The organism is Vibrio sp. AIC-3 (assembly GCF_013114515.1).
Taxonomy (GTDB): Bacteria; Pseudomonadota; Gammaproteobacteria; order Enterobacterales; family Vibrionaceae; genus Vibrio; species Vibrio crassostreae_C.
On record NZ_VTXG01000040.1, the window covers coordinates 23075 to 34890 of the forward strand.

General features: G+C 44.7%; 11 protein-coding genes. 3 read left to right on the top strand and 8 right to left on the bottom strand.

Going from position 1 to position 11816, the window contains the following annotated elements:
• Positions 1–257: 257 nt before the first annotated feature.
• The 6 genes from F0229_RS20015 to F0229_RS20040 all read right to left on the bottom strand — a co-directional run bounded on the left by F0229_RS20015 (position 258) and on the right by F0229_RS20040 (position 5972).
• Positions 258–2054, bottom strand: a complete 1797-nt coding sequence (locus F0229_RS20015) for a M3 family oligoendopeptidase (RefSeq protein ID WP_171733538.1) — start codon at positions 2052–2054, stop codon at positions 258–260.
• Between the two features lie 139 nt (positions 2055–2193).
• Complete coding sequence (cobC, locus tag F0229_RS20020) at positions 2194–2811, bottom strand: alpha-ribazole phosphatase family protein (RefSeq protein WP_017059155.1); 618 nt, start codon at positions 2809–2811, stop codon at positions 2194–2196.
• A 9-nt stretch (positions 2812–2820) separates the two neighbouring features.
• The gene (gene cobU, locus F0229_RS20025; protein WP_017059154.1) at positions 2821–3441 is read right to left on the bottom strand and encodes a bifunctional adenosylcobinamide kinase/adenosylcobinamide-phosphate guanylyltransferase; all 621 of its coding nucleotides are present in this window, start codon (positions 3439–3441) and stop codon (positions 2821–2823) included.
• A gap of 9 nt (positions 3442–3450) precedes the next feature.
• Entirely contained in the window at positions 3451–4257 is an 807-nt protein-coding gene (locus F0229_RS20030) for an adenosylcobinamide-GDP ribazoletransferase (RefSeq protein WP_017066160.1), read from the bottom strand.
• Entirely contained in the window at positions 4257–5303 is a 1047-nt protein-coding gene (gene cobT, locus F0229_RS20035; RefSeq protein WP_017065520.1) for a nicotinate-nucleotide--dimethylbenzimidazole phosphoribosyltransferase, read from the bottom strand. Before cobT ends, F0229_RS20030 begins: the two co-directional genes overlap by 1 nt.
• Positions 5304–5360: 57 nt before the next feature.
• A complete protein-coding gene (locus F0229_RS20040; RefSeq protein ID WP_017065519.1) occupies positions 5361–5972 on the bottom strand; it encodes a flavin reductase family protein in 612 nt (203 codons plus the stop codon).
• A 718-nt stretch (positions 5973–6690) separates the two neighbouring features.
• Between F0229_RS20040 and F0229_RS20045 the strand changes: the two genes are divergently transcribed.
• On the top strand, positions 6691–7386 hold the full coding sequence (locus F0229_RS20045) for an NAD-dependent epimerase/dehydratase family protein (protein ID WP_017059149.1): 696 nt from the start codon (positions 6691–6693) through the stop codon (positions 7384–7386).
• A gap of 185 nt (positions 7387–7571) precedes the next feature.
• Entirely contained in the window at positions 7572–8945 is a 1374-nt protein-coding gene (locus tag F0229_RS20050) for an L-cystine transporter (RefSeq protein ID WP_102444625.1), read from the top strand.
• A 113-nt stretch (positions 8946–9058) separates the two neighbouring features.
• Here F0229_RS20050 and F0229_RS20055 read toward each other — a convergent pair whose 3' ends face one another.
• Both F0229_RS20055 and F0229_RS20060 read right to left on the bottom strand, forming a co-directional pair.
• Positions 9059–9451, bottom strand: coding sequence for a heme-binding protein (locus F0229_RS20055; RefSeq protein WP_108185695.1), 393 nt, complete (start codon positions 9449–9451; stop codon positions 9059–9061).
• Positions 9452–9460: 9 nt separating this feature from the next.
• On the bottom strand, positions 9461–10471 hold the full coding sequence (locus F0229_RS20060) for an aldo/keto reductase family oxidoreductase (RefSeq protein WP_171733539.1): 1011 nt from the start codon (positions 10469–10471) through the stop codon (positions 9461–9463).
• A gap of 132 nt (positions 10472–10603) precedes the next feature.
• Between F0229_RS20060 and F0229_RS20065 the strand changes: the two genes are divergently transcribed.
• Positions 10604–11488, top strand: coding sequence for a LysR family transcriptional regulator (locus tag F0229_RS20065; protein WP_171733540.1), 885 nt, complete (start codon positions 10604–10606; stop codon positions 11486–11488).
• Positions 11489–11816 lie beyond the last annotated feature (328 nt).

Below are 11816 nucleotides of genomic sequence, written 5' to 3' on the forward strand. Positions count from 1 at the left end.
GCCGTATGTTAATAAATTGTACATAGAAATTGTGTTGCTAGGATCGCACTTATCAACAGAAACTCCGTTATCACTCACAAATACTACCCATATATTTTTATATTACCTGCTGACTTTACTAACCGACATCTGTTCCAAATAACTTTCTCTATTTAAAGAGACTTTTGGTTGTTTCGGCTTATCTCAGGTTATGCCAGCAAGATAAGAGCCACGTAAGCTAACACAGCTCTTACCTGCTATGAACAGATTGAGATCAATTAATCTTCCTGATCGAGCAATCTTTCAAATTCATCGATTTGAACTTTGACCATGTCGATGCTTTGTTGCCAAAAATCAGCTTGAGTCAGGTCCATTCCTAAGTGCTTTTGAACGACTTCTTCCGCCATCATGCTGCCCGTATCACGAAGCAACGAAACGTAATCGCCGTAGAATTGCTCACCTTTCGCATCGCGCTGAGCGTAAACACCTTTACTGAACAGGTAACCGAACAAGTATGGGTAGTTGTAGAAGCTTACTTGAGAGATGCTGAAATGCAGTTTGCTCGCCCAGAAGTAAGGGTCAGCTTCTGTCATTGCATCGCCATACCACTCTTTCCAAGTTGTTTCCATCAAGTCACACAGCTGCTGAGCCGTGAGCTCGCCTTTTTCACGCTGCTCGTAGAAGGCTTTCTCAAACTCAAAACGAACGGGAATGTTCACCATTAATGCCAAAGAAGAAGAAAGCTCTTCCCACAGCATTTCAAGTTTCTCATTGCGTGTTTGTGCTTGCTTCAATAGGTGGTCACGAACGATATTTTCAGCAAAGATCGAAGCGGTTTCTGCTAGCGTCATTGGGTAGCGTGTTTGACACAACGGCATGTCTTTCATCACCCAGTTGTGGAACGCGTGGCCTAACTCGTGTGCCAATGTCATTAAATCTGAGCGGCTACCGCTCCATGTCATGAACACAAGCGGAGTGCGTGTAGCAGCAAACTTGGTGCAGTAAGCGCCTAAACGTTTGTTGGCTGCTGGTGCGGCATCAATCCAACCATTATCAACCATCAAAGCGACAAAATCAGCCATCTCTGGATTTACTTCAGCGAACGCAGTTTTGATCACGTCGATCGCCTCATCAAATGGGTAAACCTTAGATTCAGCGTCACCCAGCGGCGGCATCGCAGCTAAGTGATTCCAAGGCTTCATTTCATCTAGCCCGTGAACTCTTGCCATTAACAAACCTGCTTTCTGACCAACAGCTCGATTAGCTTTCGCTACCGACATCATGGTGTCTAGCGTTTCTGGCACAATGCGGCTGCCGTGTAGGCTTGGATCTAGGAAATGCACATCGCTAATCTTCGAACGCTTTTTGTTTTCAGTCAGTCGCCAACCCGCCAATGCATTTAGAATCGAAGCAAAAGACTCTTGGTGCGTTTTCATCGCACCTTGAACCGCGCGCCATGCTGGTTCTTGTTTGTCGAATTCGCTGCCGTACAACAGGCTCGCGGCTTGTGAAAAGCCTAGGGCTTCCTCTTCACCGTCCAGCTTTAGCGACAGTTTTAAAGATCCGGTTAGGTTATCGTATAAACGACCCCATCCGTCACGACCATCAACCTTCATCGCTGCCAATAACTGCTCTTCAGCAACACTGAGTCGGCTGCTTGATAACTTACGAGAGCTTTCAATCGCAAAGCGCTGCCCTGCTACGTCCGCACTATCATGCTCTAATACTGCATCAATAAATTCTGGTTCTGCGTGAATTAGCGTATCTTCGTAAGGGCTGAACGCTTGAGACATTTCAGAGTTCAGCTTCGCTACACGACCAAGCAATACTTTCGCTTCTGTGTGTGTCGCGTCGACCGATGCGTGGCAATTAGCGAAGGTGTTGATTGTACTCAGTAATGTGCCTGCCGCTTCTGAAGTCTGAATCGCGTTTTGCATCGCTAGAATGATATGACGCTTTTCAACGTGTAGGTTCAACAGCTCAATGCACTGCTGAATGAGTTCAATGTCCTGTTCGATTTTTGCATCATTAAGATCGCTATAAGCAATGCTTAGATCCCAACTTGGTGTTGTCATGACTAAATTCCTTTCACGTAGGTAGTAATACCAATCAGGTATAGCGGCTGTGAACGCCGCTTTATACTTCTATTTATATTTCTGTTTCTATTTACAGATCTAAAAGATTGTTAATTCTTAAACTGTGTTTTTTGAACACTCAGAGAACAGGTATCCCTATCGATTTAACGCTGATAAAGCTCTGCGCAAACTGAGTGATTTGAATATGCGTTATCGATGCGTTTTCTATCGATAACTTCGAGTACAAACTCGGGTTTTTCCAATCAATATTAAGGCAGTGCGCTAGCAGTATGCGAATCACACCACCATGAGTAACCAACAATATGTTGTCACTTGAATCATTCAAAAGTTGCGACCAAGCTTGAGTTACTCTGTCGTGGAAGCTCTGTAAACTTTCTGCGCCAGTTAATTGATGATTAGCAGGGTCTTTCCAAAAGGTTTCTAACATTCCCCACTTGTCTTCAAGTTCATCAAATGGGACACCATCTACTTCACCGAAGTTCATTTCCTGAAAACCCGATGCAACTGATAAAGGCACAGACATACGCTCTGCAAACAAGCTCGCGAGATCACCACATCGTCTTAGTGGAGAGCTAACCACGCTATCAAAGGTAATGTCTTGTGTAGTTAGTGCCTCACATATCTGTTCTTGAAGATCAGAGTTGACCAGCACATCAGATAAACCATTGAGCGCAGCTTTTCCTTCGACTTTGCCATGTCTTAACAAATAGATGTTTTTGGTTGTTCCATTGACCATGTGTGCGACCTAGCCTTGAATATCAAGCAAGTGATTAGATGGTTTTAAGTGCAGCGGCAATCCGGCAGCAACCAGCGTGACGCGCTCAACGACGCGAGCTAGCGCTTGGTTCATTCGTCCTGCATTGTCCACAAACAAGCGAGACACTTTACCCAGCGGCACCACACCTAAACCGACTTCGTTAGAGACCATGATAATTTGCGCCGGACTTTGCTCGACGCTTTTGACCAATACTTCAACCACGGCTTCAACCTGTTCATTAGTTGCGTCATCACCCAGTTCAAAGATGATGTTGTTCAACCACAAGGTTAGGCAATCAATCAATACCACATCTTCTTTCTCAAAAGACTGCAGTTTTTCGGCTAATTCGACGGGTACTTCATGCTCAATCCACTGCTCGCCACGACGTTGTTGATGGTGCGCGATTCGTTCTCGCATTTCATCATCAAGATATGTCGCTGTCGCAATATAATTGAGGCGTCCATTTGAACATGCTTCAAGCGCACATAATGCTTGTTGCTCTGCAAAACTAGACTTACCAGAACGAGCCCCGCCCAATACCAAATGGCTGTTTCGCTGACTTGCTTGATTAATTTGATTAGCTTGAATAGTTTCATTCGTGTTGGTCATAGGAAGCCGTTATAGAAAGCCATTGTAAAATGCAGTAATGAATACAAGGTAAGTCAGCAACTCCATTAACTGTTGAGCCGCACCCAAGCAGTCCCCAGTAAAGCCGCCAATTCGAGCCGTTAACCACGTTTTAAAACCTGTTCTGAACAGATAGGCGACGACAGATAAAACCAAAGCGAATTCAAGACCAAACCACAGGCTAGGCAGCACGCCTACCAGCAACAAGAAGACAAGTTCGCCTTTGGTTTGCTTGTTGGCCAATGGTTTACTTTTACTGGTATCTAAATCACTGACATAAGGCATGTCGTAAATTAGCGATGCAGCAATCGCGCGGCTAAAGGTATAACTGGTCACGATTACCATAAACAGTCCCGTCATGCTTATGAGTTCATTCAACAGCACCCACTTGCCAAGCAGAGCCATAATCAGAGCAGACGCACCATAAGTACCGATTCGACTGTCTTTCATGATGGTCAAACGGCGTTCTAGGGTCATGCCGCCACCAATGCCATCGGCCATATCAGTCAAACCATCTTCATGGAATGCGCCAGTGAGCATCAGGCTAAAACTCATCATCAAAAAGATCGCTACTGCACTCGGCAGTACCACATCAAGTAGCAAGAACACACCGCCACACAGAACACCAAGCAACAAACCAACCGTTGAAAAGTAGCGACCAGAACGGTTCATTCGCTCTGTAGAATAGGGCGTGTTTTTCGGCATTGGCAAGCGAGAAAAGAAACCCATCGCCAGCGCAAAAAGCTCCCACTGATAAGTAACTCGATCTTTCAACGATCTTTCTGGTGCATCACTCATTAAACCGTGACTCCAGCACTTTCGAAGCTCGCCATGTTGTTATAGAACTCGGCTGCCGCACGAATGATTGGCATAGCTAGCGCAGCACCTGTGCCCTCGCCTAATCTCAATCCAAGATCGAGCAGTGGCTCAGCGTCGAGCAGCTCTAACAGAATTTTGTGTCCTGACTCTTCAGAGCGATGGGCGAAGATCATATAGTCTCGGCAACTCGGTTCAATTAAAGTCGCGACATACGCCGCAACCGACACGATAAAGCCATCGACTAATACTGGGGTTTTGTTTTGGTAAGCGCCAAGGAAAGCACCGACCATTTGAACGATTTCATAGCCACCGACTTGTGCGAGTACCTCTTTAATATCTTTAACTTCATTCGCATCTAAACCTTTGCAACGCGCGACACCTTGCTCAACCACAGCCACTTTACGTGCAAGCTGTTCATTGTTGATGCCAGTGCCTAGGCCAACACACTCCGCTGCAGCACGATTCGCTAATGCACTTAAGATCGCTGATGCGCTGCTGGTATTTCCGATACCCATTTCACCAAACATGATGATATTGGTGCCATTCGAAATGGTTTTAGATACAAGATCTGTACCCAGTTCAATCCCACGTTCAACCGTTTCTAAACTCATTGCCGCTTCATTGGCAAAGTTATTGGTTCGCGTACCCAAACGCTGAGAGATCAACATGTCACTGTCTGATTCCACAGGCAACAATATCCCCGTGTCGACTACCGTGATATCGATATTATTCACCGCACAGAAGCAATTGATCGCCGCGCCATCGCTTAAGAAGTTCAACACCATCTGTTGTGTTACCGCGCTTGGAGCAATACTCACGCCTTCGTCAGCAATGCCATGGTCGCCAGCAAAAATGATGATACTTGGCTTATTCAATTCGATGTGTTCAACCGCAGCTTCTTTGCCTTGGCTCTGAATCAAAGCCAGTTGATGTGCGACTTTTTCTAGTAAGCCAAGTGCGCCAAGTGGCTTGGTTTTTTGGTCAATTCGGTGTTGGATGTACTGCGAGTATTGGGTATCTAACATAGTTTTTAAAAACGCTTATTCTGGGTACGTTGATATAGGGCTGCTACTTAGGTATTGCTACTTAGGGCGTGCGACAGAAAACACATTGGAAAGCGTGGCGTATTCACCGCCACCCAATCGAGATAAAGGATCAAGTGCTAACGCGTCGATCTTAAGACGCTCACTGTCTTTGTCGATCACGTCTTCGGAAATGTACACGGTTTCGACTTGAGCAAAGATAAGGCTTTGTGGCACTTCTCCAACCTCTTTTACTTCGTACAAGGTGCATCCAAAAGCGACCGCGCACTCTTTCAATCTCGGTAAAGAGAAGCCTTCAAATTCAACCAGATCAATGTTATTCGCGGTGACTTCCGAATCACCATGTTCAAGGGTAGCTGCTGTCGCCGTCATGGTTTCGGCAGAACTTGAAGAAGCAATGTGAATCACTAGCTTACCCGTTTCTAGGGCATTACGAGTGGTATCTTTGATTTCGCCGGACGGCTTCTTCCCAACCGATAACATCAGTAACGGCGGATTACTAGAAACAGGCGTGAAATAAGAGAAAGGCGCGAGGTTGTACTCTTGGTCAGAAGATTCCGTCAATGCCCACGCAATCGGGCGAGGAACAACGGTTTGTGTCATCAGGTGATAAATCTGAGTGGGAGCAAGAGTATCAAGCTTGAGGTTCATAGCACGTCCTTGGTCTATGTGAATTACGACTCAGTTTACGTGTTAAGCAAGGCTGTATCTATGGCTATGTGGCAGAAACCGCAGAGAGTGTTCTTAATTTAAACAGATCACACTGGTTTTTTCTCAGATTGACAGTCAAATTGACGAACCCTAAAACACAAATAATACTGATAATAGATTTATCAATAACTTACATTTTGGCATCGTTTATGCCTTATCTAAATTACTTATTAATCTCTCCATTGATAAGTACCCATACAGTGAATGCCCACAACACTGACGCTACACGAAGAAAGACAATCGATTGAAAGACAAAACAGAACAACGATTTAGGAGGTGTAATGATTCCAAATTCAAGTAAAAGAAAACCAAATAAATCAAGTAAGAAAGCTAGCAAAAAGGTAAGGAAAATCCCACTGTCCTTTACCTAGTAAGAAGCAAGAAAAGTAACAAAGCCCGTCGCCCAGCGGGCTTTGTTATGTTTAACGCCTAACTTAAGTTTCAAACCGCATTTATCTTTCCCACCGCCATTATGTTTCATATCGTACTTATGCTTCAGACCGTACTTATGCGTCGAGCCAAACTAAATCATCTCTTTTTCCATAAACAGGCGACTCCCCACATACTACTGACCACTCGTTTAACAAACTTTTATTCGCTTAAAATTCAAACACTGTTTATATTAAACAAGCACTTGTGGAGTGAAGAAGGGATTAAAATGAGCATTTCTGGAGACAAAACATCGGTCGTGGTGGCTGGTGCAACCGGGTTAATTGGTCATCATGTGATGAAGTTGCTCATCGATGAACCCGCCGTTGATCATATCTATGCCCTATCTCGCCGAGCGTTAGATTCACAGTTTGATTCCAACAAGCTCCACACACTCATTCACAGCGACCTGCAAGTTACCAGTTGGGATGACACGAATGCGACGCCTAATCTTGGCGTTATCTGCTTAGGTACGACTAAGAAAAAGGCAGGATCAAAAGAAGCGCTTCGCAAAATCGATGTGGAACTGGTTAGCCAAGTCGCACAGTCGATGAAGTTTCTTGGGGTTCAACGCGTAGCGGTCGTTTCTAGCTATGGCGCTTCACCAGATTCCTATTCGCACTACCTTCGCTGTAAAGGACAAATGGAACAAAATTTAAAACGTATTGGCTTCAAGCAGCTTTTCATCGCACGCCCTGGGCCTCTGGTGGGTGAGCGTGATGAACCTAGAGCTGATGAAAAACTCCTGCAAAGTGTCTTTCCTCTGCTGTCTCCATTTATGCTTGGTAAGTTCAAAAACCTACGCCCTATTCAGTCGGAAGACGTAGCCAAAGCAATGTTGTTCCGGTTATTCGAAAATAATTTCCAAAATATCGAAATTTACTCGTCAAGTGACATGCTCAATTTATTGGCAAAATATCGCTAAAAAGCTCACCTATTCATCACAATGTTGAATATCCACCCATCCTATTGAGTGGATATTACTAATCGTTCTAATAAATTACTTTTCCTTATTTTACGTTTTGTTACAGGTCGCTACTGTAGCTAACAGTATTTGCGCCCATATATCTAAGCGCCCTATCGATTTAAAGAGATTCATAAGGAAAACAAATGTCATTTTCAGCTATCGCTGCCTTAGCGGTATTCACTGGTATCCTCTTTTTTCTCTACGGACAGCAGAAAAAAGAAAACACACTTTCTCGCCTCGTTTTACTCGGTTTAGTTTTTGGTAGCGCATTCGGCCTAGGCTTACAGCTGCTATTTGGCGAAGGCAATCCAGCCATCAAAGAAACGTTGGATTGGGTAAATGTTGTTGGCAGTGGCTATGTTGGCCTACTAAAAATGGTGATCATGCCATTAGTCTTGGTTTCAATGATTGCAGCCGTGGTGAAGCTTGAGAAAGGCGGTTCACTGGGCAAGATTTCTGGTATCACTATTTCAGTATTACTCGCAACAACAGCGATCTCTGCAATCGTAGGTATTGCAGTGGCTCAGGCATTCGGTCTTTCGGCAGAAGGCTTAACCGAAGGTGCTCGTGAAACGGCTCGTATTGCAACACTAGAAAGCCGCATGGGAAGTGTGTCTGACTTAACAATTCCACAAATGCTGGTTAGCTTCATTCCAACTAACCCGTTTGCTGATCTAACCGGTGCACGCTCTACGTCTATCATCGCGGTGGTTATCTTCGGCGTTCTAACAGGTATTGCTGCTCGTAAAGTAATGGCTGAGAAAGAAGAGCTAGAATCACCGATCCGTACTTTCGTTGACGCTGCGCAATCTATCGTTATGCGCTTAGTTAAGATGATCATGGCACTCACGCCATACGGCATTGCTGCCTTAATGGCGAAAGTAGTCGCAACATCGAGTGCTTCAGACATCCTAAGCCTACTCGGTTTCATCGTTGCTTCTTACGTAGCTATTATCCTGATGTTCGTTGTTCACGGTGTGTTGGTTTCTTTTGTTGGTGTAAACCCAAAAGAGTACTTCCAAAAAATCTGGCCGGTCCTAACGTTCGCTTTCACTTCGCGTAGTTCTGCTGCAACGATTCCACTGAACGTTGAAGCTCAAATTACTAAGCTAAATGTGCCACCAGCGATTGCTAACCTGTCTGCAACTTTCGGTGCGACGATTGGTCAGAATGGTTGTGCGGGTATCTACCCTGCAATGCTCGCAGTCATGGTCGCGCCTACGGTTGGTATCGACCCAATGGACATCAACTTCATTCTGTCTCTAATTGCTATTATCACAGTGAGCTCATTCGGTATTGCTGGCGTAGGTGGCGGTGCAACGTTCGCGGCGCTTATCGTGCTGCCAGCTATGGGGCTTCCAGTAACGATTGCAGCACTGCTTATCTCTATCGAACCCCTTATCGATATGGCACGTACAGCGCTTAACGTATCAGGTGCAATGACAGCCGGTACGATCACAAGCCGCCTAATGGGTAAGAAAGACAAGCAACAAGATCTGGAACAAGCGAACGCTTAATGGATTCGATTGATTCAAGAACTTGAGTCTCTTTAAATAAAAAACCGATGCACATGCATCGGTTTTTTATTATCTGTTGTTTCTAGCTTCAGTTACTTCACAAGCAACAGCGCTTAGAGCACTCGTTGGATAACTTTTTCGGCGAGCGCTTCATCGTCATCTTCACTCAATCCGCTGATGCCAATTGCGCCAATCACCTGCCCCTTTATCTCAATGGGAACACCGCCTTTAAAGCCAGTGATCTTTGAGTCGGTCCAGTAACTTAAGTCTTTACCAGTTTCTCTCGCCCAAGCGCCTAAGTTACCGCTTGGCTGCCTGTCTCTTGCAGACGTATAAGCTTTGTTCTGTGCTAACAACCCGGCTTGTAAGCTCACATTATCCATGCGAATAAACGCCAATAACTCTCCGTGCGTATCACACACGCTCACCGCAATTGCTTGTTGATTATGCTCGGCAATATCTAGAGCGTTAGACACCAATTGTTGTGCGATCTTTTGATTCAACATGTTTATTCCTTATGGCAGCGCTTGACCACGTGAGTACACGTATAAGTTGTACCACTCTTCACGAGACAGGTTTATCTGAGTCGCCACCGCTGAAGCTTTGACTCGGTCTAGATTTGTGGTGCCAATAACAGGTTGGATACGAGCAGGGTGACGAAGCAAAAAGGCCAACACAATCGCTTCACTTTCTACGCCATATTGATTTGCTAACTGAGCCACGTAGTGCGCCGTCTTTTTCACGTGTTCATGTTCTGAATACAAACCTTGCTCAGCAAATCGGCCTTGTGCCAAACAACCCCAAGCCTGCAGTTGGATGTTATTGATTTGGCAATGTTCTAGTGTGCCTGCGGCGAAATCTGATTGATGATGCCCTTGCGAGTTAATCATCACCCCATCATTCAACCAATCCAGCTTGGCTAAGCTCATCTCAACTTGATTCGCGACAATGGGCTGCCCGAGCGCAGATTGCAGGTACTGAATTTGATGGCTGTTCATGTTCGACACACCAAAGAAATCGACCTTACCTTGCGCTTTTAAGTGCTCTAACGTTCTTGCCAGCTCATCGAGTTCCATCAAAGGATCAGGGCGATGTAATAACAGCACATCGAGCTTTTCAGTATTCAATCGGTTGAGAATACTGTCTACCGATTGGCTTACCCAATCAGCCGAGAAATCATAACGACCAACATTGCCCTCACCTTCAAAACGAATCCCACACTTAGATTGAATGAACATCTGTTCGCGCAACTCAGGGGCTTGTTGTAAAGCTTGACCAAAGGCTTGCTCAGCTTTGCTGAAGGTATAGATATCCGCATGATCGAATAAGTTAATACCGGATTCTAGTGCGGTGTCGATTACACTTCGTGTTTGAGCAACATCCGCACTTGTCACTGGGTTATCATTCCAGCCACCACCTAGCCCCATGCAACCATAGACAACTTGCCCAACATTCGGCAGATGGTTTGATAATGGGATACTCTTTTTGTCATTCGTTTTGTTTGTAGATTCAATGCTGTTCGTCATATCGATTCTCGCTTAGAAAATTTGCTGACCAGAAATATGCCTCTATCATATTGTTCTTTTAAAAAAACAGAATATGCTAGTTACGAAATGATTGTTTGATATGACGAACAATAGATTGATAGGAACGCGCGAATGAACGAACACAAAAGAATTGAACGACTGATCCTGTTTGTAGAACTTGCTCAGCAACTCAACTTTACCAAGGCAGCCGAAAAGCTCGGTATCTCTAAGAGCTACCTTTCTGAGCAGATCAAACGTTTAGAGAGCGATTTACAGTGCCCGCTTTTGGTCAGAACCACGCGCAGTGTTCGTTTAACCCAAGAAGGCGAACGCGCGTTACAACAAGGCTTAACGATTCGTTCGCAAGTCTTACAGCTTGAACGCAGCGTTTCAGAGCAACACGACATCGTCAAAGGTCTATTACGCCTCACGGCGCCAAAGATGTTTACTGAGGTATATCTATTCGATATCTGCCAACAGTTTAGGCAACAATATCCAGAAATCCGCTTTGAGATAAACAGCAGCTACACCAACTTTAATCTCAATCAAGATGATATCGATATCGCGTTTCGTGCCACCAACACGCCACCTGACAACATGGTGGCGAAACACTTGATTAGCTATCAGCATGATTTAGTCGCGACTCCCGGCTATCTTGATCAGTTTGGCCGCCCCAACAATGCCAACGACTTAAATGACCATCAATGCTTAGCAACGCTGCACCAAACCGAGTGGCCTTTAAAATCGGCAAATATTGATGTGTCCGGTTGGCTTTCAAGCAATGACAACCACTTGCTCAAACAACAAGCTATGGCAGGCAGTGGCATCATCCGTATTGCAAGTTACTACGTTGCGAAAGAGGTCGAGCTTGGAGAGTTAGAGCAAGTGTTGCCTGATGAATGTCTGCAACAAGGCAACAGTATTTACCTTTTCTATCCGCAAGTTATTTATCCGGCAAAGAAACACCAAGTGTTCGTTAAATTTGTTCAGGCTTACTTTGATAATTTAAGAGCTTGAAAACTGGAGAGCTCGATCATTTAAGAGCTTGAAGATTTGGTAGTTTAAGAATATGAAAGCTGAGTTAACGAGTTGAAGAAACGGAAACCGATGAACAGATAAATCAAATAACACGAAATAAGGTTTAAATAACCCTCTTGATTTATATACCTATATTCAGAATGGTATTATCGAACAATAATAAAGCGATTTTTTCGAATGCTCTCATCGATGATTGTTTTTGATGAGGGTGTCCCGAATTCTGTGTAACTGTCTAGACTTAAGCCTTTAAGGCTAAGGATGGACAATATGGATAAGAAAGCACTTGAAGCGTTTGCTCGTGAAGCAG

Bases quoted from the DNA above. Each gene is read 5' to 3' on its own strand.
- F0229_RS20015 (WP_171733538.1), bottom strand. From the start codon at position 2,054: ATGACAACACCAAGTTGGGATCTAAGCATTGCTTATAGCGATCTTAAT.
- cobC (WP_017059155.1), bottom strand. From the start codon at position 2,811: ATGGTCAATGGAACAACCAAAAACATCTATTTGTTAAGACATGGCAAA.
- cobU (WP_017059154.1), bottom strand. From the start codon at position 3,441: ATGACCAACACGAATGAAACTATTCAAGCTAATCAAATTAATCAAGCA.
- F0229_RS20030 (WP_017066160.1), bottom strand. From the start codon at position 4,257: ATGAGTGATGCACCAGAAAGATCGTTGAAAGATCGAGTTACTTATCAG.
- cobT (WP_017065520.1), bottom strand. From the start codon at position 5,303: ATGTTAGATACCCAATACTCGCAGTACATCCAACACCGAATTGACCAA.
- F0229_RS20040 (WP_017065519.1), bottom strand. From the start codon at position 5,972: ATGAACCTCAAGCTTGATACTCTTGCTCCCACTCAGATTTATCACCTG.
- F0229_RS20045 (WP_017059149.1), top strand. From the start codon at position 6,691: ATGAGCATTTCTGGAGACAAAACATCGGTCGTGGTGGCTGGTGCAACC.
- F0229_RS20050 (WP_102444625.1), top strand. From the start codon at position 7,572: ATGTCATTTTCAGCTATCGCTGCCTTAGCGGTATTCACTGGTATCCTC.
- F0229_RS20055 (WP_108185695.1), bottom strand. From the start codon at position 9,451: ATGTTGAATCAAAAGATCGCACAACAATTGGTGTCTAACGCTCTAGAT.
- F0229_RS20060 (WP_171733539.1), bottom strand. From the start codon at position 10,471: ATGACGAACAGCATTGAATCTACAAACAAAACGAATGACAAAAAGAGT.
- F0229_RS20065 (WP_171733540.1), top strand. From the start codon at position 10,604: ATGAACGAACACAAAAGAATTGAACGACTGATCCTGTTTGTAGAACTT.